Below are 24,752 nucleotides of genomic sequence, written 5' to 3'. Positions count from 1 at the left end.
ATCGTCGATCGCAATCAGCAGCCGGAAGTGGCGCAGTTTGAGGCGCGCCATAATGGATTCAGACGCGGAATCGAACTTCTTTATATCATGTTGAATTTATTGAATAATTTTCATTGTGGGTAATAGTTGATACCCGCAGAATTACCCAATTCAAGATTATACCGGCGGTTCGGTTCCGTTTTCCATAGGAAATTGCATTGCATGGAAATAACGACGGCCGCATCTCACAGGCAGCTCGATGGTAGCCACCGACATACTCATTGAAGCGTGTTGCCGTTGAAGTGCCAACGCTAGTTGGAGCACCGCTTTTCCATTTCATCGCGCAGAAACTGATTCCACTTTCCACCCGGTCTTCAACACTCAAGGTACTCAAAGCCAATGGCAGATTTTGGGACTTCGCCAACCCAGTCTCAACGGCCGGAAATGGGGTGCAAACCAGCTATTCGCCGCCCGAAAGGCAAATATCGCCTTTGAGTCATCGTTTTCCGCTTACCCCCAGGATCATTTCTTTCCCGAAGGACGCGCCAACCGTACGCCGGGGCCGCCGCCGTTTTCCGGGATGAATTCGATGCCGGCGGCTTTGAAGGCATCTCGAAGACGGTCATGAGTCGTCTGTTTCAGCACCTCTCCGCGTTCAAAGCGAACAATTGTCTGGGTGGAGACTGCCGCCTCTCTTGCCAAATCCAGTACACCCCATTCCAACGCGGCTCTTGCCATGCGGCACTGTGCCGGATTCATAAAATCACCATATTATGATGATTCTTGTTGCCCATCTGATTCACTAGATGTACCCTTGCCTGCACTAACGGCCAGACGCGGTGTTGGAGCACCGTGCCTGACCTGACCACAACCTAAGCTGTTGAGGAGCTCGGATCATGGCTGATTCCGACCATAGCACGAGATTTGCCAGCGTCACGCGTCGAGCGGCGCTTTGGGGCGGCGTTGCCGCTGGATACGGGATACTCGGCGGTGACGCACAAGCGGCTGCATTGGGCGCGGCTGCCGTGCCAGCCTCTGCACAAGTGCCCGATCCGGTTGTTTCGCTGTGGCGGGAATGGGCTGTGGTACATGAGAGGGTGCAGTTTCTGTGCCGCCGGCAGCAGGAACTTGAGGTGGAGCTTGCTGAGCGGGTGGATTGCCTTGGGACGATGGTCCCTGTTCCGGGAGGGGAGGCGGTATATGTCTGTTCGATGGAAGGGTTGGAGCGGGTGATTGGCGCGCGGACGGACATGGCGGATATCCGCATGAAGGCGCGGGCCGAGCTCGCATCGAGACAGGCGCGGTTCGAGACTGTTGCCGAGGAGATCGGCTACTTTTCGGGGTTAAGGGCCGAACAGGAAGGGTTCCGGCAGATCAAGGTCTTGCTGGAAGCGCTATCGACGACACCGGCAACCTCACTAGCGGGCGTGGTGGGCAAGCTCGATGCGGTGATGCGCGAGGGCGAGGCGTGAGAAGAATGTTCTTCAGCCTTTCCCTGGCCGCAAATCCGCTCGGCCCGCGACGATCTGATGTGGATCGGGCGGTTGGCGGCACCGGAATTCTTTTATCCCGGAGCATGAAGGCGGAGACATCCGATTTCCGTTTGCCTGCTCCTACTTTGCCTCGCAGACAGCGACCGCGCCAAAAAATTCTGCCCGGTGCTTCCTTCCCCCCAAGGAACTCCGGTCGGAGAAGCCGGTCAAGGCTCGGCTTGTTGTGGGAGCTGCCTTGATCGGCTTTTTCATTCTGTTTGGAACTGACGGGCAAGAGACTCGGCATGGCGATCTGGTTTATGCGCCAAATGACATATACTCACTTTATCGAATTTGACGCATATTTTTTCATTATGCGTCAAATCCGATATTGCGTTTTTATCGGAATTAGAGCATAATATCTAAATGATAGATATGGCACGAAATCCGAAGCAGATCGGAAACATCGTACAGCGCGCCCGCAAAAAGCAGGGCCTAAATCAGACCGAGCTCGGAATAAAAGCCGGACTGCGGCAAGAAACCATTTCCCTTATCGAGACTGGTAATCCGGCAGCAAAACTTGAGACAATCCTTGCCGTCCTCGCCGCTCTCGATTTGGAATTCAGGATCGTCCCGCGATCGAAAAACCGCCCCTCGGATATCGAGGACATTTTCTGATGGCCCGACGCCGCACATATAAGCCGCTCCGCGTTTATCTCAACAACCGCTTGGTTGGCCATTTGAATAAAGAGACAAGCGGCGCGATCGACTTCGAGTACGATCAAAGCTGGCTAGAATGGGAGCATGCGTTCCCTATTTCTCTATCCCTGCCCATGCGGGAAAGTGCCTTCCGAGGCGAACCTGTCGTCGCCGTATTCGAGAATCTGCTGCCCGATTCCGATGCGCTACGTCGCCGAGTAGCGGAGAAAGTCGGCGCGCGAGGAACCGACGCTTACAGCATGCTTGCGGCCATCGGGCATGACTGCGTGGGAGCGCTCCAATTTATCTCCGGTGACGCCGAGACAATAGACGCAACCGGCGCGATCAAGGGTGAAGTCGTCGATGACGAGGCCATCGACAAACTGCTGCGCGGTCTCGCGCAAGCACCGCTCGGTTTGAGCCGTGACGATGAATTCCGGATATCGATTGCAGGTGCTCAGGAGAAAACCGCCCTGCTTTGGTACGACCGCAAATGGCTCAAACCGCATGGTACAACCGCAACCACGCATTTATTCAAAACCCAGATCGGCACCTTGCCCAATGGAATCGATCTGTCGAACAGCGTCGAAAACGAATTTTACTGCCTGAAATTCATCGAAGCATTTGGCCTTCCGGTCAATAAAGCCGAAATCAGGACGTTCGGCGAAACGAAAGCGCTGGTCATAGAGCGCTTCGATCGCCGCTGGACCTCGGACGGCAGATTGCTGAGACTGCCGCAGGAGGATTGCTGTCAGGCACTCTCTGTACCCCCGACCCTGAAATACCAAAGCGAGGGCGGCCCCGGCATGGTCGCGATCCTCGATCTGCTGAAGGGCGGCGATACGCCGGCTGAAGACCAGGCCGCATTCATCAAGGCACAGATACTGTTCTGGCTGATTGGCGCAACAGACGGCCATGCGAAGAATTTCAGCATCTACCTAGGGCGTGGTGGCACTTACCAATTGACGCCCTTCTATGACGTGCTGACAGCGCAACCGAGCCTCGACTCCCACCAAATCCAGCGCAAACAGATGAAGCTGGCGATGTCGGTCGGAAATAGCCGGCACTATCGCATCGACAAGATACACGTGCGGCATTTCGTTCAAACCGGTGCGGAAGCCGGCCTACCGAAAGCACTTGTCCCTAATGCAATCGAAGAAATAGCCGCAAGCGCAAGCGATGCGATTGCATGGATCGAAAAATCTCTGCCGAAGGATTTTCCTGCCTTCATCCACGAATCGATTACCGCAGCGGTCACTGGCCGGCTGCGCGGTATGACGATATCTTAGACGGAGACGGGGGACATTGAAGCGAGGCGACTTGCGCCCGCGCGCCAAGGTTATTCTGCGAGGAGGTCTCCCTGGGCTTGGTTGATCGAACCAGCATCCCAAAAGCGGATAGCCCGTAAAACTAACGGCCCGCCTTCAGTGTATCTAACAAATCTCCCCACTCCTGCATCAGCGTCACCCGCTGCTCCCAATAGGTGGCGCGGTTGTAGGTTCGCCGGATGGCGTTCTTGTCCTGTTGCGCCAGCACCGCCTCAATTACGTCTGGGTCGTAGTGGCGGGCGTTGAGGATGGTGCTGGCGGTCACTCGGAAGCCGTAGGCGGTCACTTCGTCCTTGCCGTAGCCCATACGCCGTAGCGCGGCATTCATGGCGTTCTCGGAAAGCGGCCAGACCTCTTCGAGGACCCGAAGCACCTGCTTGGATAGTGGGACATCGTGCGGAGCGCGCATCTTCATGCGCTCGGCCGGAATGCGCCAGAGAGCCTTCTTTCGGTCGAACTCGTCGCGGGTAGCTCCCCGTACTTCGCCGGGACGGACGCAGGTGAGGCCAGGAACTGGAGAGCGGCTTTAAGGGTCGGCCAGCCGTCATACTCATCGATCGTCACTAGGCGCTGGCCGAATTTCTTTTCATCAATGATAGCGGCGCGACCAATGGCTTTCGGCGGCTGGAGAGCGCCCTGGCGGGGCAGGGTCGGGTTGGTCTCGGCCCGTAAGGTGACAATGGCCAGCCGGAAGACGCTGCCGATCACGCCACGCAAGCGCCGCGCCGTCTCTCTTCGGCCACTCTTTTCGATCTTCTGGAGGAGTTGGAGAATTTCGGCCGGAGTGATCTCTTTGATAGGACGCTTGGCGATCAGGCTGGCCAGGTCTTCGAGGAGCCACATAGTTTTGGTGACGGTGGCCGCCGCGGCCTTCCGTTCCTCCATTCGCTTGACGTATTCCTCGGCGATCAGGCCGAAGGTGGTGCGTGCTTCCGTGATGGCTGCGATCTTCTCCTCTTTGCGTTTGGTGGAGGGGTTGATGCCGCCGATTAGCAATCTCTTGGCGTTGTCCCGCTTCTCCCTCGCGTCGAGAAGGGACACCAGTGGGTATTTTCCAAAGGAGAGGATGTTTTCCTTCTCTAGGTAGCGATACCGCAGTTGCCAGAGCTTGGTGCTTGGACAAGGAGATAGAGCCGTCGCCATCAGCAAGGCGATACGGCTTGTCTTTAGGCTTGGCGGCCTTGCAGGCGAAGTTGGAGAGCCACATGGGTAACGGACCTCCTGGGGTATGGGTAATGCCGAGATCGTTACCCACAAACTGATGCGTTGCAACGGTATGCGATGGGTAGCCATGAGCTGCCAGAGTCGGCTAACTCGTTGATTTATTTGACTAGTGGGACACTGTGAGAAGCTATGGGAAAGGAAAATGGTGCCCAGGTTAGTACCATCGTCTATTCTTATTGGTGATAGCAGTATCAGAGTTCTTCATTATATCCGGACACCCTCATTGGCTATGGTCGGACTCGATGAGGTGAGCCTTTCCAAGCGAAACAACGGGAGCACCGCGCTCCGGATCACCCATGGCGGCGCTCGTCGCCGAAACCCGTCGGTCCTGGCGCGATTGTCCGGCCGCCCTTCCAGATGATGGAGTGATTATGCATCTGATTCAATTTGAAACCGATAACCGAGCACGAGCGGTCGGTATCGTCTCCGGCGACGAGATCAAGGAACTCAACGTCTATTTGACCACGCGTGAACTGGCGCTTGAAGCCATTCGCCAAGGTAAGAAGATCGCCGAACTCGTGAGCGAACTGGGAACCGGCAAGGCGCATTCCTACCAGGCCCTGCTGGACGAGGGGCGGGTGCTGCCTCCGCTCGATCATCCCGATCCGGCCCATTGCATCATCGCGGGGACGGGCCTCACCCATACCGGCAGCGCTGCCTCCCGTTCGAAGATGCATCAGACCGCAACGACGGCGGCGGAAGCCGATCTCAACGACTCCATGAAGATGTTCAAATGGGGCGTCGAAGGTGGCAAGCCTGCCGATGGCAAACCTGGTGTTCAGCCAGAGTGGTTCTACAAGGGCGACGGGTCCACCGTGGTGCGTCCTGGTGAGGACCTGCCGGTGCCCCAGTATGCTCACGATATGGGCGAAGAGCCCGAGGTGGTTGGGCTTTACGTGATCGGCGACGATGGCCTCCCCTATCGTGTGGGCTTTGCTGTTGGTAACGAAGCCACGGACCACTTGATGGAGAAGCAGAATTATCTCTATCTCGCCCATTCCAAGTTGCGTCATTCCGCATTCGGACCCGAACTGCGGCTGGGCGACCTTCCCGCCCATGTCGAAGGCGTGGTTCGCATTCGCCGAAACGCGGAAGTGATCTGGGAAAAATCCTTCCCCACAGGCGAGGACAACATGTCTCATTCGATCGCCAACCTCGAATATCACCATTTCAAATACGACCAGTTCCACCGGCCTGGCTATGTGCATGTCCAGTTCCTCGGGACGTCTGTTGCTTCCTTCGGCGACGGGATTGCGACCGAGGAGGGAGATGTTTTCGAGATCGAAATTCCCGAATTCGGCAAGCCGCTCGTCAATGCCATCCGGCGGACCTCCACCCGCTTCACGATGGGAGCCGTCGCTTCTCTTTAATCGGGTAATTTCTCACCTGTGGCCAGCAGGTGGATCTTGTCTTCAATAGTCTATCTTACCGATGCCGAGTTCGGGCCGGGAAGCATTGTCGAGCTTCCCGGCCGTCTGGCGCGGTTGCAGATACGCAGGCCGCTGCTGGTTTCCGATCATGGCATCGTCGCGGCAGGGTTGGTGCGAACGAACAGTGGCGTGCCGAAGGTCGTCTCGATTTCCTGCAATGCCTTACTCGCGCCCGGTTGCGTCAACGCGACCTGCTGCGAGGCCTTCCGGAGCGAGCCCGTGCTCGCCAGCGCGCCTAGGAGCCGCAGCTGTTTCAGGTGGAGCCTGGAAATGATCGGGTGGAGCGGTGGGGCCATGCCTGGGTTGCGTAAACGTTATACCGAGATCACATCTTCTCAGTTGTCGCCCGAGCGAATGCTGCAATAGTGCGGTCGGCCAAGTCTCTACGGCGATCATGATTAATGAGTTTTGCTGTTCAGGCCCAGATCCACACAAGCCAGAATGCGCTGGTCTAAAAATATCAGGAGGAGAACGTAATGACAGTCACCCGACGCTCATTGTTGAAGGCAGGTGCCGGAATCGCCGCCGCAGGGGTGGCCAGCAGCATTTTGCAGCCGAGCATTGCCAATGCCGCGGACCCGCGTGTAGCCGATATCGTCGTTGTGGGTTGCGGCTCGGCGGGCCTCGGCGCCGCAGTCGCTGCCGCAGAGGCAGGCGCGTCGGTTATTGTCCTCGAGTCGCAACCGCACATCGGGGGACGTGGCATCGTCAGCTCAGGCAACATTCCCCTGGGAGGTGGAACCCCTGCCCAGCTGGCAAACGGCATCGTGGACTCGCCAGATCTCCTGTATGGCGATCTTACCGACTGGTCCCTCACCCTATCGAACGGCTTTCCGAGCTACCGCTATAACGATCGCGAGCTGATCCGGGCATTTGCCGACGTCAACGTCGACATGTACAACTTTTTGGTCCGCCATGGCGTCGTGTGGACGACACAGAGGCCCGACAACGTCGGCGGCAATGAAGTCGGCAACTCGGTCAACCGTATGATGCATACGGCGATCATGAACTACGCCTCGGTCCGGACCGGCTTGCCGGTAGCCGCGAACCAGCAGCGCACGACGTCTCAAGGGCCGGGCTTCATATATCCGCTGGAGGCTGCGGCAAAGGCGCGTGGCGTGAAGATCCTGCTGAACTACCGTTTGGAGTCGCTGCTCCGGACGAAAGCGGGCGTGGTCGGAGTCGTCGCCTCTAATCAAGGCCGCCTGGTTAACATTCAGGCACGCAAGGGCGTCATCATCGCGAGCGGCGGCGGAAACGGCAATGTGGAATACCGCCGGCAGTTCGACCCACGGCTCACCGCGGAGTACTGCGGCGTCGCTGGCGAGCCCTATTCCTTCCAGGACGCCAGTGGCATCATCGCAGGGCTGAATGTCGGCGCGTCCCTCGCGGGCACGTACAACCAGACTGCAGAGTTCGGCACCAACATCACCAAGCCAACCGCCATCGGAACGCGGTACAACTACTCGTTCCTGCAGTGGGGGCCCCAAAGCCCGGTCTTCCACCTTGCGAAGGCTTCGGGACTGGCCAGCGTCAACAACCAGAACGTCATACATGTCAACATGCTTGGGAAGCGGTTCTTCGACGAAACGGGGGGGCAATTCCCGACGAACAGCTCTCGCTCGGTCAACCCGTACACTCAGGGCAGCTACCTGAACGCCAAGAACATCACGTACAACCCACAAAACTGGATCAACGCCGCTTTGGCTGGAATCGGCGACGGCAAAAATGGCGGTGGCCCGATCTGGGCCATATTCGACGCAGATGCCGTCGCCCGCCAGAGATGGACTGTGGCGCCACCCTTCGTCGATCCTGACGGCTTCTTCTTCCAGGCAAATACACTGGAGGAACTCGCACAGAAGATCGTCATGCAGCATCAGCGGGTTCCCATGCCGCCAAGCAACCTGGTCGAGACGGTGGCGCGGTACAACAGCTTTGTTGGGGGTGTCGACACCGACTTCGGCAAACCGACACCGCAATACAAGATCCAGAAGGCGCCCTTCTATGCTGCCTGGTCGACGCCGGTTATCCACGACGCCCGGTCCGGTCTGCGCATCAACGGCTCAAGCCAGGTCCTCGACTTTGCCGGTCAGGTAATTCCCGGCCTCTATTGCGCCGGCGAAGCTGCTGGCGGATTCAGTCAGCACGGGAACGGGCGGGCTCTCTCTCAGGGCATCATCGCAGGAAGGCACGCAGCCGTCCGTTCGCTTTAGCAGGACTACAGCACTCAACAATAGTCTCGCCAGGCCTCTCGGTCCGGCGGGACTATCTGTTTCTCGGACCCGAGGCCAACGATTCCAGCACCGGCGGATCGATGCCGCGAGCGAGTGGCTCAGGCTGCACGCACCCGAGCCCCTTCGGAACGCCAGCGCGCCTTGCATCGATGCGCTCATCACGTTCAGCCGCGCGTCGCGGTCGCCGGGCTGGCGCGTTGCGCGCCCAATGTGGCGCCAGGCGCGCCGCAGCCCATCGAGCGCGATGCCGTCCGCAGGCGGATTGAAGGCGGGCGACAGGAAGGTCTCGATGCAATGTGCGATGGCATCCATCCATCCCCGTGGCCGCCGTCAGCGCCGGCGGCAGGCCCAGGGTCAGTGCCGGGTCGCAGATCGCGACCTTGGGCACGACGAAGGGCGATATCACGCCGACCTTGCGGCCATCGTCGAGGATGAGGATCGCGCCCCAGCCCACTTCGCTGCCGGTGCCGGCGGTCGTCGGGACGGCGATGACGGGGGCCGTGCGGGAGGTGATGCGATCGGCCCCGCCTTCGATCACAGCTTACAGCGGGCCGTCGTGTGTCGCGCAGACGGCGACGCCCTGGCCGATACAGCGCTGACCGGCGCCGTCGCGCCGACCTGATGCTCAGGACTGGCGATGGACCAATTCGTCGATCAGCAGTTTGGCGGCGGGCGGGACCCGCGTGCCCTTGCGAGTGACGAGCTCATAGGCTTCGCTTCGCGACGCCAGGGCCAGCGGCAGGATGCGCGTCATCTGCCGGTGCGCGAAGAACTGTGCGACTTCGATCGACACCAGGGCCACGAAGGACGGGTTGGCCTGGAGCAGCGCCAGCGTCGCAAAAGCGGAGGTCGTCTCGAGCAGGTGCTGCGGGAACCGGATCCCGCAATCGCGGTATTCGCGTTCGAGCGAGAGACGCATCGGCATGTTCGCGCGGTATACCACCCATCGGTATGGCGCCAGCTCCTGCAGGGTGAGCTTCTTCGCATGCCGCAGCGGATGGCCGACGTTCGCGATCACCGCGAGCGTTTCATCCTGGAGCTTCACGCTGTCGTAGACCTGCGGCGCCTGGCTGATGGTCGTGCGGCAGATCGCCAGGTCGAGCCGGCCGGCGTCGAGCTGAGCCAGCAGGGCGGCGCTGGTGTCCTCGACGATCTCGACGGACAAGTCGGCCTGCCGCGCAACGAGCGCGGAGATGGCATCGGTGAGCAGCGGCACCGCGCCCATGATGACGCCGGCCGCCACCCGTCCGCCCTGGCCACGCATGATTCCGACGATCTCGTCGCGCAGATGCGCGAGATCCGTCTGGATCAAGCGCGCATAGCGGATCACGCAATGGCCGACGGCATTGGGCTCAAGGCCCCGGTTGGTGCGAACGAACAGCGGCGTGCCGAAGGTCGTCTCGATTTCCTGCAATGCCTTGCTCGCGCCCGGTTGCGTCAACGCGACCTGCTGCGAGGCCTTCAGGAGCGAGCCGTGCTCGCCCAGCGCGACCAGGAGCCGCAGCTGTTTCAGGTGGAGCCTGGAAATGATCGAGTGGAGCGGTGGGGTCATGCCTGAGTTGCGTGAATGTTATACCGAGATCACATCGACCGCAAGGATTTCAAAAGAAGATCATTGGCGGTCCTCGGCCAGATTGGGTCCCATACTACAGAGAGATTATCGGCAGCAGCAGTGCTACTCGCCTAGACGTTTCTCGGCAAACAACCGCTCGCCGGACGATTTCCGTCGGGTCGATCGCCGTCCATGGAACAATGATCCCTCTCGTCGTGATTGCGATCTTCCCGGTCTACTGGATGGTCACCTCCTCGCTAAAGCCGGAAAATGACATTTTGTCGACCCCGCGAGCGACAGCAATAGGGCCGCGATGCTGCCGGTCCGGTCTTTGCCCGCACTGCAATGCAGGAGCACGATGCCCTCGTCAGCCTCGGCGATGGCAGTCATTACAGTCGCGATCGGCTCCCGGCATTGATCGATGGCATCGCGATAGCGAGCCGCCGTGTCGAACAGTGCACCATGGTGGCACATTCCGCTATCTTGCGGGCAAGGGCCTCGATGAGCGGGCACTTCGAAAGCTGAAAAGCCGCCTTGTTCCAGTCAGCGCGCCAGCCGGGAAATCCGGATCGTCGGAAGAACTGCACAATTCAGAGCAATTCAACGGTTGACAACTCCCGGCACATTCATCCACCCTTGAGCCTCACCAGGGGAGTCCCGACAAGGGGCTGAGATACTGCTGGCTTTCGCAGCGCAGTGACCCGTTGAACCTGATCCAGTTCATACTGGCGTAGGGACGGTGCGGAAGCTTCGCGGGTCGTAGACCCAGGCAGAATCATCCCGGGCAGATTACCGGTTTCAGCAGGCGAAGCCTCTCTATCCTCCTTTCGGCATAGGACTGGGTCTCCAATGCGACCAAGCAAAGGAGGTCCATATGAATGCCTTGACCCCAACCGTGACCGTTGGCGAACTGCCGGCTTCGCGAAAAATCCACAAACCAGGAATCATCCATCCCGAACTGCGCGTGCCGCTGCGCGAGATTTCGGTGCATCCGAGTGCAGGCGAGCCACCCGTAACGGTCTATGATCCTTCCGGCCCCTACACCGACGCTAACGTCAAAACCGATATCGAAGGAGGGCTTGAGCGCCTTCGCGAAGGCTGGATCGTCGCGCGTGGCGATGTCGAGCGCTACGAGGGCCGTGTCATCAAGCCGGAAGACAACGGCTTTGTCTCCGGCAATCGGCTGACGCCGGAGTTTCCGGTGCGCAACCAGCCCTTGAAGGCTGAGGGCGGCAGGGCCGTCACGCAACTTGCCTATGCACGCGCCGGGATCATCACTCCCGAAATGGAGTTCGTTGCCATTCGCGAGAATCTCGGACGCGAGAGGGCGTATGCGGCTCTGGAGCGCGACGGCGAAAGTTTCGGCGCGGCTATCCCCGACTATGTCACACCGGAGTTCGTGCGCGACGAGGTTGCACGCGGTAGGGCGATCATTCCTTCCAACATCAATCACCCGGAAAGCGAGCCGATGATCATCGGCCGCAATTTCCTGGTCAAGATCAACGCCAATATCGGTAACTCGGCGGTGACCTCGTCCATGGCCGAGGAGGTCGAAAAGATGGTGTGGGCGATCCGCTGGGGCGCCGACACGGTGATGGACCTGTCCACCGGCCGGAACATCCACAACATCCGCGAATGGATCATCCGCAATTCGCCCGTGCCGATCGGCACCGTGCCGCTCTATCAGGCGCTGGAGAAAGTGAGCGGTATCGCCGAGGACCTGACCTGGGAGGTCTACCGCGACACGCTGATCGAGCAGGCCGAACAGGGTGTCGACTATTTCACCATCCATGCCGGCGTGCGGCTGCCCTACATTCCACTGACCGTCAATCGCGTCACCGGCATCGTCAGCCGCGGCGGGTCGATCATGGCCAAATGGTGCCTTCACCACCACAGGGAAAGCTTCCTCTACGAGCATTTCGAGGAAATCTGCGACATCTGCCGAGCCTATGACGTTGCCTTCTCACTCGGCGACGGCCTGCGCCCCGGCTCCATCGCCGACGCCAACGATGCCGCGCAATTCGCCGAACTGGAGACGCTTGGCGAACTGACCCAGATCGCCTGGGCCAAGGATTGCCAGGTGATGATCGAAGGCCCCGGCCACGTGCCGATGCACAAGATCAAGGAGAACATGGACAAGCAGCTTGCCGTCTGCGGCGAGGCGCCTTTTTATACGCTTGGGCCACTCACCACAGACATCGCGCCCGGCTATGATCACATCACCTCCGGCATCGGTGCGGCCATGATCGGCTGGTTCGGCACGGCGATGCTCTGCTATGTCACGCCGAAGGAACATCTCGGCCTCCCCGATCGCGACGACGTCAAGACAGGCGTCATCACCTACAAGATCGCAGCCCACGCTGCCGATCTTGCCAAGGGGCATCCGGCGGCAAAGATCCGCGACGATGCTTTGTCGCGGGCGCGTTTCGAGTTCCGCTGGGAGGACCAGTTCAATCTCTCGCTCGATCCAGAGACGGCGCGGTCCTTCCACGACCAGACGCTGCCCAAGGAGGCGCACAAGGTCGCGCATTTCTGCTCGATGTGCGGGCCGAAATTCTGTTCGATGCGCATCTCGCATGACATCCGCGCTGAAGCGCAGAAGGAAGGTATGGCGGCGATGGCAGCGAAGTATCGCCAGGGCGGTGATCTCTACATGCCTGTCGATGAGGTCGAAAAGCCCGCCGTCGAGACGGCGCTGGTGCCATGAAAGCGCTGGTCAAAGGGGCCGGCGTCGCCGGCCTCACCGCCGCCTACGAACTCGCAACGCGGGGAGCGATCGTTACCGTCGCCGACCCGTGTCGGGACATGACGCGCACCGCGTCATGGTTCGCCGGTGGCATGCTGGCGCCCGACTGCGAGCGTGAGAGTGCAGAGCAGATCGTCCAGGATCTCGGCCTCGATGCCGCCGACTGGTGGGAAACAGTTTTGCCGGGCCATGTCACCCGTGCCGGCACGCTGGTTGTGGCTGCGGGCCGCGATACCAGCGAATTGGCACGCTTCGCCTCCCGCACGAACGGCTTCCAGACTTTGGGCGACGAAGAGATCGGCACGCTGGAGCCCGATCTTGGCGGTCGTTTTCGCCTGGCGCTGCATTTTGTCCGTGAAGCACATCTCGACCCGCGCGCGGCACTCACGGCACTTCGCGACAGGCTGGAGCGAAAAGGCGTGTCTTTCGTCGAAACCGAACCTGGGTGGACGAAGCGTTTCGACGTCACCATCGACTGCACGGGAATGGCAAGGGCCAAGGCCGATATGCAACTTCGCGGGGTACGCGGTGAGATGCTCATCCTTCACACGCCGGACGTTTCGCTGTCACGTCCCATCAGGCTGCTGCATCCGCGCTTTCCCGTCTATGTCGTTCCGCGCGCGGATCACCGCTTCATGGTTGGCGCGACGATGATCGAAAGCGACGCCGCCGGCGCAATCACCGCGCGCTCGATGATGGAGCTGTTGAATGCCGCCTACACCGTCCATTCCGCTTTTGCGGAAGCGGAAATCGTTGAGAGCGGAGTCGGCATCCGCCCGGCCTTTCCCGACAATCTGCCGCGCGTGACGCGCAACGGTGACGTCATCCAGATCAACGGGCTTTATCGCCATGGCTTCCTGCTGGCACCGGCCATGGCGCGGCAAGCCGCCAACCTGGCCTTTAGCCAAAACACGACAACGGAGCACAACCATGAAGCTTGTCATTAATGGCGAGGTGCAGGAGGTGGCAGCCGACACTCTGGCAGCACTGATGGCTGAACTCGACTACGCGGGGAACTGGCTGGCGACGGCCCGTAACGGCGAAGTCGTTCCGGTAGCGGAACGACAACTTTGCCGGCTGGCGGATGGCGACCACATAGAAATCCTTTCGCCTATGAAAGGAGGCTGAGCGATGCTGTCCCTTTACGGAACCGAAATATCGTCTCGCCTGCTGCTTGGCACGGCGCTTTACCCCTCGCCCGCGATACTGGGCGACGCAGTCAAAGCCTCACGGACCGAAATCGTCACCGTCTCACTGCGGCGCGAAGCAGCAGGCGGCAGGACGGGCGAAAAATTCTGGTCGCTGATCCAGTCGCTCGGCGTGCGCGTGCTGCCCAACACCGCCGGCTGCCATTCGGTCAAGGAGGCCGTCACCACCGCAAAAATGGCACGCGAGGTCTTTTCAACCAACTGGATCAAGCTTGAGGTGATCGGCAATCACGACACGCTGCAGCCGGACGTTTTTGGCCTGGTCGAAGCCGCGCGTATCCTTGCCGCTGATGGCTTCCAAGTATTTCCCTACACCACGGACGATCTCGTAGTAGCAGAGCGCCTGCTTGAAGCAGGCTGCAAAATCCTGATGCCATGGTGCGCGCCTATCGGCTCGGCGCGCGGGCCACAAAATGTCGAGGCCTTGCGCAGCCTGCGCGGTCACTTTCCCGATACGCCGCTCATCGTCGACGCCGGAATCGGCCGGCCATCTCACGCGGCAGCCGTCATGGAGCTCGGTTTCGACGCCGTGCTTCTCAATACGGCTGTGGCCAAGGCAGGCGATCCCATCGGCATGGCAACCGCTTTCGCCAAGGCGATCGAGGCCGGTCGCGCGGCATTCCTCGCCGGCATGCTCGAACCGCGCGACATGGCCGTTCCTTCGACCCCCCTCATTGGCAAGGCAGTGTTTTCGTGAAGCTCGATCCTTTCTATCTCATCGTCGACAGCGCCAGCTGGATCGAGCGGCTGGTGCCGCTCGGCGTAAAACTCGTCCAGCTCCGCATAAAGGACATGGAAGAGCCTGCCGTGCGGCTCGAAGTCCGCGCGGCCAGGACCATCTGCGCAAAACACGACTGCCAGCTCATCGTCAACGACTACTGGCAATTGGCGATCGAGGAAGGCTGCGATTTCGTCCATCTCGGGCAGGAAGATCTAGCCACCGCCAACCTTGCGGCTATCAGGCGAGCGGGCATCAGGCTCGGCCTGAGTACGCATGATAATATCGAACTCGAAACAGCGCTGGCCGCCGCCCCGGACTATATCGCGCTCGGCCCGATCTATCCGACGATCCTGAAAGCCATGAAATGGGCGCCGCAGGGGCTCGACCGCATCGCCGAGTGGAGGACCCGCGTTGGGGACCTTCCACTCGTCGCTATCGGCGGCCTGAATATTGAGAGAATCGATGGGGCGTTCGCTCACGACGCCGATAGTGCCGCGGTCGTCACCGACATTACGCGCAATTCTGATCCCGAGGCGCGCACCCGCGAATGGATCGCGGCGACCGCGCGATGGCGCTGAAAGGCGATCCGCATGTCCTGATCGTCGCCGGCTCCGATTCCTCAGGCGGCGCCGGCATCGCGCGCGATATTGAAGCGGTTTCTGCGGTCGGGTTGCGTACCTGCCTTGCGGTTACCGCCGTGACCGTCCAGATGCATCACTCGGTCGACCACATCGAATACATTGCCCCCGATCTCGTGGCTGCGCAGATGCGCGCCGCGCTGGTGTCCAACACAATCGCTGCAATCAAGGTGGGAATGCTCGGCATGATGGGAACCGTCGAAGCCGTCGCCTCCGTATTGTTGGAGCACCCATCCGTCCCGGTGGTTCTCGATCCTGTTCTGGCTTCCTCCTCCGGACGTCTGCTTCTGGCGCAAGAAGCCATAGACACCATGAAAACCGACCTCATGCCGCTTTGCCGGCTCGTCACGCCGAACTTGCCCGAGCTTGCCATTCTCGCCGGCACGCCGCAGGCGAAAGATGAGGGGGAAGCCGTCAATCAAGGCCGCTTGCTGCTCAATGCAGGTTCGCAAGGCGTCCTGATCAAGGGCGGTCATTCCTCGGGGCCAAATTCAACCGATATCCTGCTGTGCCCCAGTGAAAACCAGATCCGCTTCGACGCACTTCGCCTGGCCGGAGAAATGCGTGGGACCGGCTGCATGCTCGCCAGCGCGATCGCCGCGCATCTGGCGCTTGGCGAACCCCTCGAAGACTGCGTTCGCAGCGCAAAACGTTACGTCTTCGACCGCTATCGTCAGCTCGCCTGATCGAGAGGTTCGGACGCGAGCCCGTTTACCGCTTCGTCCTAGCAGCCGATGCGTCCTTCCCCATCGTCATTTGTGGGTAATGATTCCCGGGCAGATTTTTGTAGGTGCGCGGGTCAAAAACTGCCAAGGATACGAACATGGCGGCCCACCAGTGCGAATCTGGAGCCGCGTTTGGGAGATCAGGACGGGACAAGACAGCCAGGCGATGAAAGAGACCGAAAGACCCCACGAGCGTCACGCCATCGCCGCCGACCTTATCGCCGTTCTGGTCGCCGTCACGAATGGCCAGCCTTCGGTTCTGACCATCCAGCAGGCCAGCGCCCTGCCCTCGGGTCCGTTCGAACTCAGCCACCGCTCGCTGCAATCGGGACTGCGGGACTGGGTCGAACAGCAGACCGGCCATCCGCTCGGCTATATCGAGCAGCTCTATACTTTTGCCGACCGCGACCGGACCGGCGGCGAGCGCACGCAGCGCGTCATCTCGATCAGCTATCTCGGCCTGACCCGAGAGGACCAGGCGGACAGTTCGAAAAAATCCGGCTGGCGCAGCTGGTACGATTATTTTCCCTGGGAAGACCATCGCGCCGGGCCGCCATCAATCCTCTCCGAAGTTCTGGCGCCCCGCCTCCGGCTCTGGGCCGACGAGGCGGACGATATGGAAACGCGCCGCGACCGCTGGCAGCGCGCGAGCATTGCCTTCGGCCTGGACGATCGCGGCTGGAACGAGGAATTCGTTCTGCAGCGCTACGAGCTACTGTTTGAGGCCGCTCTCGTCGAGGAAGCGCTGCGCGGACGCAAAAGCAGCAACGCGCAACTCATCGCCGGCCGGTCGATGATCGCCGACCACAGGCGCATTCTCGCAACCGGCATTGCCCGGCTGCGCACCAAGATCAAATACCGTCCGGTCGTGTTCGAACTGATGCCGCCGGTGTTCACGTTGCTGCAATTGCAACGCGCCGTCGAGGCGCTGGCCGGACTGCTCGTTCACAAGCAGAACTTCCGCCGCCTCATCGAACAGCAGGACCTTGTCGAGGAGACGGGCGAGACGACCTCCGACACTGGCGGGCGTCCGGCCAAGCTGTTCCGCTTTCGTCACGCCGTGCTGGCGGAACAAACCGTCGCAGGAACAAAATTGCCTCTTTCACGGGCTTGACAATCCTTATGCTCAAGGTAAGCATATGCCTATCTTATACTCACTTCGAGCATAATAGGGTTGGAAAATGTCCGGCATGTCGCTTACCTCAGCCTCGCTCTACGACCGGGTTCAGCGGGTCATCCCGCCAATCGAATGGCCGGTCTTTTCGGACGACATAGATGCCATCCTTGCGCTCAAGCGCGAACGCAATGCCGTTATCCTGGCGCATAACTATCAGACGCCGGAAATCTTCCACTGCGTCGCCGACATTGTCGGCGACAGTCTGGCTCTGGCCCGCAAAGCCATGACGGTCGAGGCCGACGTGATCGTTCTTGCCGGCGTGCATTTCATGGCCGAGACGGCCAAGCTCCTCAATCCGGGCAAGACGGTGCTGATCCCCGACATGGCGGCTGGTTGCTCGCTGGCCGACTCGATCACGCCCGAGGACATTCGCCTGCTGCGCCAGCGCTATCCCGGCGTGCCGGTCGTCACCTATGTCAACACCTCGGCTGCGGTGAAGGCCGAATCCGACATATGCTGCACGTCCGGAAATGCGAAAGCCGTCGTAGAATCGCTCGGTGTGCCGCGCGTGCTCATGCTGCCCGACGAATATCTGGCGCAGAACATCGCCGCCCAGACGGACGTCGAGATCATCGCCTGGAAGGGCCATTGCGAAGTGCATGAGCGCTTTACGCCGGCCGACATCCGCGAGCTGCGCGAGGCTCATCCCGGCATCACCGTGCTCGCCCATCCCGAGTGCCCGCCGGAGGTTGTCGCGGAAGCCGACTTTGCCGGCTCCACCGCGGCCATGTCAGATTATGTCGGGCAGAAAAAACCGGCGCGGGTCGTGCTGATGACCGAGTGCTCGATGAGCGACAATGTCGCCGTCGACCATTCAGATGTCGATTTCATCCGCCCCTGCAATCTGTGCCCGCATATGAAGCGCATCACGCTCAGCAACATCCGCACTGCGCTGGAAAAAAATCGTTACGCCGTGACGATCGATGCCAGTGTAGCAGTTCGTGCGCGGCTCGCCGTCGAGCGCATGCTGGCGGTATGATCACGGACGCTCACGATCTTTCCGGCCGGCCGATTGTCATCGGTGGCGGCATTGCCGGCATGATGACGGCGCTGGCACTGGCGCCCGAGCCGGTCGTACTGCTCACCAAGGCGCCTCTCGGCGCGGAGGCATCCAGCGTGCTCGCCCAGGGCGGGTTGGCGGCAAGCCTCGGCGCCGACGACAGCCCCGCACTCCACCTTGCCGATACACTGGCCGCCGGCGACGGGCTCTGCGACGCAGCAACAACGAAGCGAATTGTCGAGGCGGCACCTGCAGCGATCGAAGCGCTTGAGCGCCTTGGCGTCGCCTTCGACCGAACGCCATCCGGGACGATGCGGCTCGGTCTTGAGGCCGCCCATTCACGCCGCCGCATTGTTCATGCGGCAGGCGATGCCACCGGCTCGGAACTGGTTCGCGCGCTTGCTGCCGCCGTCCGTCGCACACCGTCGATCACGGTTCTCGAAGGGATGGAAGCGCGGCGACTGTTGATCGACGACAACGCGATCGCCGGCGTGCTCGCCGCCGGAGCATCTGGCGACGTGACGCTTTTGACGGGAAGGGTGGTTCTTGCCACCGGCGGCATCGGCGGGTTGTTTCATGACACCACCAATCCACTCGGCTCTTTCGGCCAAGGGCTGGCGCTTGCTGCGTGCGCAGGTGCGGTGCTCTCTGATCTCGAGTTCGTCCAGTTTCATCCGACCGCGCTCGATGGCCTAGCCCGGCCGATGCGGCTCATCAGCGAGGCGGTGCGCGGCGAAGGCGCAATTCTGATCGATGAAAATGGCTTCCGCTTCCTCAAAGATTTGCCGGGCGGCGAATTGGCGACACGCGATGCGGTGGCGCGCGGGGTCTTCCGCCATCTCGCCAAGGGCCACCGCGTCTTTCTGGATGCACGCGAAAAGCCCGGCGCAAATTTTGCTGCCCGCTTCCCGGCAATAGCGGGCTTCTGCCACGAGGCAGGACTGGATCCGGCATTAGAGCCAATTCCGGTGCGGCCCGCAGCGCATTATCATATGGGCGGCATCGCCGTCGACGAAGCCGGCCGCAGTTCTGTCGCCGGCCTCTGGGCATGCGGCGAAGTCGCCGCAACGGGATTGCATGGCGCCAACCGCCTCGCCAGCAATTCGCTGACCGAAGCGGTGGTCACGGCCGGTTGGGTCGCTACGAGCGTGGCTGAAACGGCAACCTACTCCTGCCGGCCATCGATGCCCGCGCGCATACCACCACGACCCGACCCATCTTCCGTGCGTCCGATTGTTTCTCGCGCCCTCGGCGTCGAGCGCTGTGATGACGAACTGCGCGATGCGATCGCCGCCCTCCTCCCACTGGCGTCGAACCAGGATGCAGCCTCCGATCCGGCCGTGGTCGGATTGATGGCTGCCGTCAGTGCCATGCAGCGTCAAGAGAGCCGTGGCGCGCATTGCCGGACGGATTTTCCACAAAAGGCCGCCGTCGCACGGCGGTCATTCATCAGCCTCGATGAAGCGATCGATTTCGCAAACAAACTGACGGACGAATTTCCGATGCAACTGGCCCGGAGTGCCTGATCGATGAACCTTCCCCCACTTCCAGCCGTCATGCTCGAACCGTTGGTGCGAACCGCCCTGCTCGAGGATCTCGGCCGGGCCGGCGATGTCACCACGGATGCGATCGTTCCCGCAGACCAGCACGGGCGGATGATTTTCTCCGCGCGCCAGCCGGGTGTTGTAGCCGGGCTTGATCTTGCAGCACTCGCGTTCCGCCTGATCGATCCAGCAATCGAAATGGAAATCAAACAGCCCGACGGCAGCGCGATCGTGGCCGGCGATGTCATTGCCGAAGTTAGTGGTTCTGCGCGTAGCCTTTTGATTGCCGAGCGAACCGCTCTCAACTTTCTCTGTCATTTGAGCGGTATCGCCACTGCGACCCATTCAGTCGTGACGGCAGTGCAAGGACACAAGGCGAAAATCGTCTGCACCCGCAAGACGACGCCCGGCCTGAGAGCCGTCGAGAAATACGCGGTGCGCGCGGGCGGCGGCTCCAACCACCGGTTCGGGCTTGATGACGCAGTGCTCATCAAGGACAACCATATCGCCATCGCCGGCGATATCCGCACCGCCATTGAACGCGCGCGGGCCTATGCCGGCCACATGGTGAAGATCGAGGTCGAGATAGACACGCTCGACCAGCTTGAGATCGCACTTACCGTGGGCGTCGATGCAGTGCTGCTGGACAACATGTCTACCGAGGATCTGCGACGCGCCGTGACGATGGTCGGCGGACGCGTCATCACCGAGGCTTCCGGCCGCGTGACGCCCGCAACAGCCCCGGCTATCGCGGCAACTGGCGTCGATCTCATCTCCATCGGTTGGCTGACCCACAGCGCGCCGGTACTCGACATCGGGCTGGACGTCCTGACATCCTGAGGAACAAGGTGCCTTAGACAGACCGGCTGGTTCCTCAGACCACGCCCCACGCCTGAAACCGCTTGCGGCCCGTTATCTCGCGCAGATTGAGCTCGCCGACCAGATTCAGCACGCCTTGCCGCGTCAGTTTGAGTTCCGACTGGATCATCGTCGTCGAAACCAGCGGCCGCGCCAGCACCATTTCAATCAAGCGGGGCAGATTGGAACTCGACCGGCGATTTTTCAAACGCCGCTCCATCTGTTCGCGCGCCAGCATCAGGCGATCATGTTCCTTGAGGCCGGCGAGGGCTGATTGATGAATGGCATCGAGAAACGCCAGCAATCGTGTGGTCCTGTCGCGTGAACGGCGGCGCTCTATCGGGATGTTTCGCAGTCCGATGTTGAGGCAAGCGAGATGGTTTGTGGTGATGGCCGTCTGCCGCAAAAGCGCCGCGACGAACAATGGGCCGAGCCAGGATGCATGCTGCAAAACTTCGATCTCGCTCCAGGCGTCGCTGAGAATGGCCGCGCGCAGCACGGCCGGCAGGCCTTCGGTTTGCGCGACGACCGTGTTCCATTCGGAAAGTCTTTCTCCCTCGTTCCAGTCGCGATCATATATCAGGGAATCGCGCTCCGGCGCCGAGAGCGATCTGGACTTCGTCTCAAGCCCGTCAAGGACAGCGCTTGACCGCTCCAGCACGGCATCGATCGTGGCAAATTCCCCCGCAAGGCGGTTTGAGGGCTCATCGTCATCAAAGCCGTCAAGGGGCCCTGCACCGGGGGTCCCCTCCCCTCCCAGGGTGACAACGTCGTCGGGTTCCTCCTCCATGGCCCCGCTCCCGGCAAGTTGGCGCATTCCATCTCTACTGAGCGCCCAGTCCGGCTTGTTGGCGAGTATCTTGCGGCGGGTGCGCAGCATTGAATGTGCGCGCGTAAGCTCATGCGTGGGCGCACGGATATCCATGCGGGCATCATGCAGGACAAGATCCTCGATATGGACCAGTTCGCCTTGAACCCACAATGCTGCGACCGCGTCATGAAAGTGCATGCGGCCGATCCAGCCTTCTCGAACCGGGGACCGGGCAAGACGCTCGTCGAGCCTCGTCAACGCCTCGCCGGCCCGCGTAACCGGGACCAGAAGCCTTTCAAGAGACAAAGGGGTGAACTGGTAAGCCATTGAAAGTACAATAGCCTAGCTTCGTTAGTCAAGCTATATGGTTCTTACGTTGACTTGCTGCGGGGCCGCATTGATCGCTTGTTTGGCGAAAGAAACAAGCAGTTTTGACCATCTCGGGGTCAGGCCTATGACGAGTGCGGAACGCATGAAAATCATAGCCACAGAACGTTACGAAACATTGTACGACGCTTTCGGCGTACGGCAAGCCCCTTCTTAACGCCGCGTGTCTAACGGCATTCACGGAAGGAAGGGCGCCTTCATGCGGGAACCTGGCTGAGCGAGGTTGGCGCACCGACCTGTGACCCTCCAGGAAATTCGAAGGCTCCATGCGGACCCCGTCTCCGCAAGGAGGAATGCATGTCCGAGAACTAGCGTGTTCTTTATGTTCATTCGATGCCTGACATCGCGAGCCTCGCCGCAATTCCAATCTTGTATATCAGAGCCGGTGCCTGCTCGCGCACGGTTACAGCTATCAGCGACCAGCTTTCGATCAAGACACAGGAGCGACGGCACACACTATTGCGTTGCTTCTCACCCGAATCGGAATGCGCTACTCTGCGGCGGCGAGAGATTCCTTCACTGCAGAACCTGTATTAAAATAACCCGTCGACGAAGTTTACGGCAGTAAACCCGCAGCATTGAATCGGCGTTAACCTTTTGTTAACCCTAAATTCCTTGCTCCCATATCCGAATCGGGACAAAATGCGCTTTCTTTGCGGATGATTTGAAAATTCGCATTTTGGAAAAGGCGCCCATGAATATCGCACCCGGCTTCAACAACGCGCTGTCAGACTTCGACCAGCTCATCCTGAAACAGGGTAGCGAGTTGTCCAAGCGATTGCAAAAGCACCGGCTGGATAGCTTTCCGCCCAATGCCCAGAAGACCTTACGGCCCTTCCAGCTTGCCGAAGTCGCGAGCTATCTCGGTATCAGTTCCGGTCACCTCAAGAACCTCTCGCTGGAGGGTAAAGGTCCCCAGCCTGCCGTCACGCCGACGGGCCGCCGCTCCTATACTGCGGAGCAGATGCAGGAGATGCGTCACTGGCTCGACAAGAACGGCCGCTCCGAGGTGAAAAATTACGTTCCGCACCGGCGCGGCGAAGAGCATCTTCAGATCGTTGCCGTGGTGAACTTCAAGGGCGGTTCGGGCAAGACAACGACGACCGCGCATCTTTGCCAGCATCTCGCCCTCACCGGGCATCGTGTGCTGGCCATCGATCTCGATCCGCAGGCCTCGCTATCGGCACTCCATGGCTTCCGGCCGGAAATCGACCAGGATGAAAGCCTCTATGAGGCACTCCGCTATGACGACGGGCGCAAACCGCTTTCGGCGCTCATCAAGCCTACCAATTTCCCGGGACTGGACATCGTACCCGCTGCCCTCGACCTGCAGGAGTTCGAGTACGACACGCCGCTGGTTCTTGCCGAAAAGGGAACACGCGATATCGGCCGGGTCTTTTTCACCCGCCTCGATACTGCACTTTCCGAAGTGCAGGACCGCTATGATGTGATCGTGCTCGATTGCCCACCGCAACTCGGCTACCTGACGCTGACGGCGCTTTCCTCGGCAACGGCAGTTCTTATCACCGTGCATCCACAAATGCTCGATGTGATGTCGATGTGCCAGTTCCTGCTGATGCTCGGAGAGATCCTCAACCCCATCAAGCGCGGTGGCGGCAACATGAACCTCGATTGGTTCCGCTATCTTGTCACGCGCTTTGAGCCTGGCGACGGTCCTCAGGCGCAGATGGTGCATTTCATGCGGGCGCTGTTTGGCGACTATGTCTTGAAGAACGAAATGGTGAAAAGCACAGCCATTTCGGATGCCGGCATCACCAAGCAGACGCTTTACGAGGTTGAACGAAACCAGCTGACCCGGTCGACCTATGACCGGGCAATGGAAGCGTTGCACTCAGTCAACGGCGAAGTTACCGACCTGATCCATCAGGCTTGGGGGAGGGTATGACGATGTTTCGCGGAAAAACTCTGACAGGAGGACTTCGAGATGTCACGTAAAGGCCTTCTGGCGGGCCTCCTCGAAGAGGACGAGTTTACGGCAGTAAACCCCGACGCCCCCACCGCTCCTATCCCGTCGCCGCGCAGTGGCAGGGGCGCCTTTGGCATGATGAGCCGAGCCGCCGATGAAATGGCAACCAAGGTCGAAGCAGCGCAAGAAATCGAACGGAAGCTGCTCGCCGGCGAAAGCGTCATCGAGCTGGATCCCGATCAGATGGACAGCTCATTCGTGCTCGATCGCATGGAGCAGGACGATGCGCGCCTAGACGAGCTGGTCGAGGCAATCAAGGAGCGGGGGCAGGACTCCCCGATCCTCGTGCGGCCGCATCCAACGTCAGAGAACCGCTATCAGATCGTTTTTGGTCATCGCCGCGTCAAGGCGGCAAGGCTGCTGGGCAGACCGGTGCGGGCGGTGGTCAAACCCCTCACCGATCGCGAGCATGTCGTCGCCCAGGGCCAGGAAAACAGCGCACGCGCCGATCTCTCCTTCATCGAGCGTGCGATATTTGCGGCAAAGCTCGCCGAAAGCGGCTTCGACAACCAGATAATCATGACCGCGCTGTCGGTAAACAAGACCGTCGTGTCGAAGATGGCTTCGGTGACCAAGCAAATTCCGGTGGCGATCATCGAAGCCGTTGGAGCAGCACGCGGCATTGGCCGCGACCGTTGGTACGATCTCTCGCTCAAATTCCGCATTCACGGAAATGCAGCCAGGGCCGTTGCCTATGTTGCACGGACTGAATTCGGCGAATCGGATTCGGATGAACGGTTCAACAGCCTTTTCGATTTTCTTCCATCGGAAGAACTGAAGAATGGAGCCGCCCTCCATCAGGACAAAGCCCAGGCAAGCACCACGTCATGGGTGCCCGCCGACAAATCCCTCAGCGTAACGATGAAAACCACCGGAAAGGCGTTCACGCTCGCCTTGAAGGACAAGGATGGCACGCGCTTTGGCGACTGGATTTCGCAGAACCTGGAGGGGCTGTATCAGGCCTTCAGGCAAACCGAAAAGACCAAAACAGGAGACTAAACCGCAAAAGAAAAAGGCCCCCGAACGTTGCCG

The 24,752-nt window shown here is 60.3% G+C and carries 23 protein-coding genes, 3 pseudogenes and 1 riboswitch; of the genes and pseudogenes, 18 read left to right on the top strand and 8 right to left on the bottom strand.

All coding sequences use genetic code 11. The annotated features are described in order from the left end of the window. Positions 1–501 precede the first annotated feature (501 nt). Positions 502–738, bottom strand: a complete 237-nt coding sequence (locus tag G6N74_RS21765) for a transcriptional regulator (RefSeq protein WP_205826794.1) — start codon at positions 736–738, stop codon at positions 502–504. Positions 739–875: 137 nt separating this feature from the next. Here G6N74_RS21765 and G6N74_RS21760 point away from each other — a divergent pair, with 137 nt between their 5' ends. The 3 genes from G6N74_RS21760 to G6N74_RS21750 all read left to right on the top strand — a co-directional run bounded on the left by G6N74_RS21760 (position 876) and on the right by G6N74_RS21750 (position 3,439). Continuing rightward, positions 876–1,451, top strand: a complete 576-nt coding sequence (locus G6N74_RS21760) for a hypothetical protein (protein WP_165120095.1) — start codon at positions 876–878, stop codon at positions 1,449–1,451. A gap of 426 nt (positions 1,452–1,877) precedes the next feature. Beyond that, a complete protein-coding gene (locus G6N74_RS21755) occupies positions 1,878–2,129 on the top strand; it encodes a helix-turn-helix domain-containing protein (protein ID WP_165120094.1) in 252 nt (83 codons plus the stop codon). Further along, positions 2,129–3,439 (top strand): type II toxin-antitoxin system HipA family toxin, encoded by a 1,311-nt coding sequence (locus G6N74_RS21750; protein WP_165120093.1) that lies wholly within the window; start codon positions 2,129–2,131, stop codon positions 3,437–3,439. Before G6N74_RS21755 ends, G6N74_RS21750 begins: the two co-directional genes overlap by 1 nt. A gap of 121 nt (positions 3,440–3,560) precedes the next feature. Here the strand turns inward: G6N74_RS21750 and G6N74_RS30880 are convergent. Then, positions 3,561–3,920: pseudogene (locus G6N74_RS30880) on the bottom strand (tyrosine-type recombinase/integrase); the annotation flags it as partial. After that, the gene (locus tag G6N74_RS21745; RefSeq protein WP_246245866.1) at positions 3,890–4,621 is read right to left on the bottom strand and encodes a tyrosine-type recombinase/integrase; all 732 of its coding nucleotides are present in this window, start codon (positions 4,619–4,621) and stop codon (positions 3,890–3,892) included. The gene G6N74_RS21745 and the pseudogene G6N74_RS30880, both read right to left, overlap by 31 nt. A gap of 452 nt (positions 4,622–5,073) precedes the next feature. Between G6N74_RS21745 and araD1 the strand changes: the two genes are divergently transcribed. From araD1 to G6N74_RS30870, 3 genes are all read left to right on the top strand, one after another. Beyond that, on the top strand, positions 5,074–6,072 hold the full coding sequence (gene araD1, locus G6N74_RS21740) for an AraD1 family protein (protein ID WP_165120129.1): 999 nt from the start codon (positions 5,074–5,076) through the stop codon (positions 6,070–6,072). 36 nt (positions 6,073–6,108) lie between these two features. Beyond that, positions 6,109–6,498, top strand: coding sequence for a hypothetical protein (locus G6N74_RS31655; RefSeq protein WP_246245859.1), 390 nt, complete (start codon positions 6,109–6,111; stop codon positions 6,496–6,498). A gap of 110 nt (positions 6,499–6,608) precedes the next feature. Then, a complete protein-coding gene (locus G6N74_RS30870; protein ID WP_165120128.1) occupies positions 6,609–8,345 on the top strand; it encodes an FAD-dependent oxidoreductase in 1,737 nt (578 codons plus the stop codon). A 162-nt stretch (positions 8,346–8,507) separates the two neighbouring features. Here G6N74_RS30870 and G6N74_RS31410 read toward each other — a convergent pair. From G6N74_RS31410 to G6N74_RS31235, 4 genes and pseudogenes are all read right to left on the bottom strand, one after another. Then, positions 8,508–8,678 (bottom strand): annotated as a pseudogene (locus G6N74_RS31410) (iron-containing alcohol dehydrogenase); the annotation flags it as partial. A gap of 109 nt (positions 8,679–8,787) precedes the next feature. Beyond that, positions 8,788–8,904: pseudogene (locus G6N74_RS31405) on the bottom strand (iron-containing alcohol dehydrogenase); the annotation flags it as partial. Positions 8,905–8,991: 87 nt separating this feature from the next. Further along, positions 8,992–9,918 (bottom strand): LysR family transcriptional regulator, encoded by a 927-nt coding sequence (locus G6N74_RS21720; protein ID WP_165120092.1) that lies wholly within the window; start codon positions 9,916–9,918, stop codon positions 8,992–8,994. A gap of 246 nt (positions 9,919–10,164) precedes the next feature. Continuing rightward, positions 10,165–10,392 carry a tyrosine-protein phosphatase gene (locus G6N74_RS31235; RefSeq protein ID WP_165120091.1) on the bottom strand — a complete coding sequence of 76 codons (228 nt, stop codon included), beginning with the start codon at positions 10,390–10,392 and terminating at the stop codon, positions 10,165–10,167. A gap of 164 nt (positions 10,393–10,556) precedes the next feature. After that, positions 10,557–10,673: riboswitch (TPP riboswitch) on the top strand. A 119-nt stretch (positions 10,674–10,792) separates the two neighbouring features. On the opposite strand from G6N74_RS31235, the gene thiC reads away from it, so the two are divergent. From thiC to nadC, 10 genes are all read left to right on the top strand, one after another. Then, the gene (gene thiC / locus G6N74_RS21710) at positions 10,793–12,625 is read left to right on the top strand and encodes a phosphomethylpyrimidine synthase ThiC (RefSeq protein ID WP_165120090.1); all 1,833 of its coding nucleotides are present in this window, start codon (positions 10,793–10,795) and stop codon (positions 12,623–12,625) included. Beyond that, positions 12,622–13,611, top strand: a complete 990-nt coding sequence (gene thiO, locus G6N74_RS21705; protein ID WP_165120089.1) for a glycine oxidase ThiO — start codon at positions 12,622–12,624, stop codon at positions 13,609–13,611. The genes thiC and thiO overlap by 4 nt, the downstream gene beginning before the upstream one ends. Beyond that, a complete protein-coding gene (thiS, locus tag G6N74_RS21700) occupies positions 13,595–13,792 on the top strand; it encodes a sulfur carrier protein ThiS (protein WP_165120088.1) in 198 nt (65 codons plus the stop codon). Before thiO ends, thiS begins: the two co-directional genes overlap by 17 nt. A gap of 3 nt (positions 13,793–13,795) precedes the next feature. Further along, the gene (locus G6N74_RS21695; RefSeq protein WP_165120087.1) at positions 13,796–14,569 is read left to right on the top strand and encodes a thiazole synthase; all 774 of its coding nucleotides are present in this window, start codon (positions 13,796–13,798) and stop codon (positions 14,567–14,569) included. Then, entirely contained in the window at positions 14,566–15,171 is a 606-nt protein-coding gene (locus G6N74_RS21690; RefSeq protein ID WP_165120086.1) for a thiamine phosphate synthase, read from the top strand. Before G6N74_RS21695 ends, G6N74_RS21690 begins: the two co-directional genes overlap by 4 nt. Then, a complete protein-coding gene (locus G6N74_RS21685) occupies positions 15,141–15,917 on the top strand; it encodes a hydroxymethylpyrimidine/phosphomethylpyrimidine kinase (RefSeq protein ID WP_246245858.1) in 777 nt (258 codons plus the stop codon). The genes G6N74_RS21690 and G6N74_RS21685 overlap by 31 nt, the downstream gene beginning before the upstream one ends. A gap of 205 nt (positions 15,918–16,122) precedes the next feature. Beyond that, entirely contained in the window at positions 16,123–17,070 is a 948-nt protein-coding gene (locus tag G6N74_RS21680; RefSeq protein WP_165120085.1) for an NUDIX hydrolase, read from the top strand. A 67-nt stretch (positions 17,071–17,137) separates the two neighbouring features. Further along, positions 17,138–18,112, top strand: a complete 975-nt coding sequence (gene nadA, locus G6N74_RS21675) for a quinolinate synthase NadA (protein ID WP_165120084.1) — start codon at positions 17,138–17,140, stop codon at positions 18,110–18,112. After that, entirely contained in the window at positions 18,109–19,659 is a 1,551-nt protein-coding gene (locus tag G6N74_RS21670) for an L-aspartate oxidase (RefSeq protein ID WP_165120083.1), read from the top strand. Before nadA ends, G6N74_RS21670 begins: the two co-directional genes overlap by 4 nt. Before the next feature lie 3 nt (positions 19,660–19,662). After that, positions 19,663–20,517 (top strand): carboxylating nicotinate-nucleotide diphosphorylase, encoded by an 855-nt coding sequence (nadC, locus tag G6N74_RS21665; RefSeq protein WP_165120082.1) that lies wholly within the window; start codon positions 19,663–19,665, stop codon positions 20,515–20,517. A gap of 34 nt (positions 20,518–20,551) precedes the next feature. Here nadC and G6N74_RS21660 read toward each other — a convergent pair whose 3' ends face one another. After that, positions 20,552–21,673, bottom strand: coding sequence for an RHE_PE00001 family protein (locus tag G6N74_RS21660; protein ID WP_165120081.1), 1,122 nt, complete (start codon positions 21,671–21,673; stop codon positions 20,552–20,554). A 754-nt stretch (positions 21,674–22,427) separates the two neighbouring features. Here G6N74_RS21660 and repA point away from each other — a divergent pair. Continuing rightward, a complete protein-coding gene (gene repA, locus G6N74_RS21655; RefSeq protein ID WP_165120080.1) occupies positions 22,428–23,639 on the top strand; it encodes a plasmid partitioning protein RepA in 1,212 nt (403 codons plus the stop codon). A gap of 39 nt (positions 23,640–23,678) precedes the next feature. Next, positions 23,679–24,719 (top strand): plasmid partitioning protein RepB, encoded by a 1,041-nt coding sequence (gene repB, locus G6N74_RS21650; RefSeq protein ID WP_165120079.1) that lies wholly within the window; start codon positions 23,679–23,681, stop codon positions 24,717–24,719. Positions 24,720–24,752: the final 33 nt, after the last annotated feature.

The organism is Mesorhizobium zhangyense, assembly GCF_011045115.1.
GTDB classification, from domain to species: domain Bacteria; phylum Pseudomonadota; class Alphaproteobacteria; order Rhizobiales; family Rhizobiaceae; genus Mesorhizobium_M; species Mesorhizobium_M zhangyense.
The sequence above is the reverse complement of the archived record's forward strand: the minus strand, read 5'-3'. Positions and strand labels throughout refer to the sequence as shown.

Coding starts and splice junctions, on each gene's coding strand:
- repA (WP_165120080.1), top strand. CDS start 22,428: ATGAATATCGCACCCGGCTTCAACAACGCGCTGTCAGACTTCGACCAG.
- G6N74_RS31235 (WP_165120091.1), bottom strand. CDS start 10,392: ATGTGCCACCATGGTGCACTGTTCGACACGGCGGCTCGCTATCGCGAT.
- G6N74_RS21695 (WP_165120087.1), top strand. CDS start 13,796: ATGCTGTCCCTTTACGGAACCGAAATATCGTCTCGCCTGCTGCTTGGC.
- thiC (WP_165120090.1), top strand. CDS start 10,793: ATGAATGCCTTGACCCCAACCGTGACCGTTGGCGAACTGCCGGCTTCG.
- G6N74_RS21750 (WP_165120093.1), top strand. CDS start 2,129: ATGGCCCGACGCCGCACATATAAGCCGCTCCGCGTTTATCTCAACAAC.
- G6N74_RS21680 (WP_165120085.1), top strand. CDS start 16,123: ATGAAAGAGACCGAAAGACCCCACGAGCGTCACGCCATCGCCGCCGAC.
- thiO (WP_165120089.1), top strand. CDS start 12,622: ATGAAAGCGCTGGTCAAAGGGGCCGGCGTCGCCGGCCTCACCGCCGCC.
- G6N74_RS21755 (WP_165120094.1), top strand. CDS start 1,878: ATGATAGATATGGCACGAAATCCGAAGCAGATCGGAAACATCGTACAG.
- thiS (WP_165120088.1), top strand. CDS start 13,595: ATGAAGCTTGTCATTAATGGCGAGGTGCAGGAGGTGGCAGCCGACACT.
- araD1 (WP_165120129.1), top strand. CDS start 5,074: ATGCATCTGATTCAATTTGAAACCGATAACCGAGCACGAGCGGTCGGT.
- G6N74_RS21745 (WP_246245866.1), bottom strand. CDS start 4,621: ATGGCGACGGCTCTATCTCCTTGTCCAAGCACCAAGCTCTGGCAACTG.
- G6N74_RS21765 (WP_205826794.1), bottom strand. CDS start 738: ATGAATCCGGCACAGTGCCGCATGGCAAGAGCCGCGTTGGAATGGGGT.
- G6N74_RS21670 (WP_165120083.1), top strand. CDS start 18,109: ATGATCACGGACGCTCACGATCTTTCCGGCCGGCCGATTGTCATCGGT.
- repB (WP_165120079.1), top strand. CDS start 23,679: ATGTCACGTAAAGGCCTTCTGGCGGGCCTCCTCGAAGAGGACGAGTTT.
- G6N74_RS21660 (WP_165120081.1), bottom strand. CDS start 21,673: ATGGCTTACCAGTTCACCCCTTTGTCTCTTGAAAGGCTTCTGGTCCCG.
- G6N74_RS21760 (WP_165120095.1), top strand. CDS start 876: ATGGCTGATTCCGACCATAGCACGAGATTTGCCAGCGTCACGCGTCGA.
- nadC (WP_165120082.1), top strand. CDS start 19,663: ATGAACCTTCCCCCACTTCCAGCCGTCATGCTCGAACCGTTGGTGCGA.
- G6N74_RS30870 (WP_165120128.1), top strand. CDS start 6,609: ATGACAGTCACCCGACGCTCATTGTTGAAGGCAGGTGCCGGAATCGCC.
- G6N74_RS21685 (WP_246245858.1), top strand. CDS start 15,141: ATGGATCGCGGCGACCGCGCGATGGCGCTGAAAGGCGATCCGCATGTC.
- nadA (WP_165120084.1), top strand. CDS start 17,138: ATGTCCGGCATGTCGCTTACCTCAGCCTCGCTCTACGACCGGGTTCAG.
- G6N74_RS21720 (WP_165120092.1), bottom strand. CDS start 9,918: ATGACCCCACCGCTCCACTCGATCATTTCCAGGCTCCACCTGAAACAG.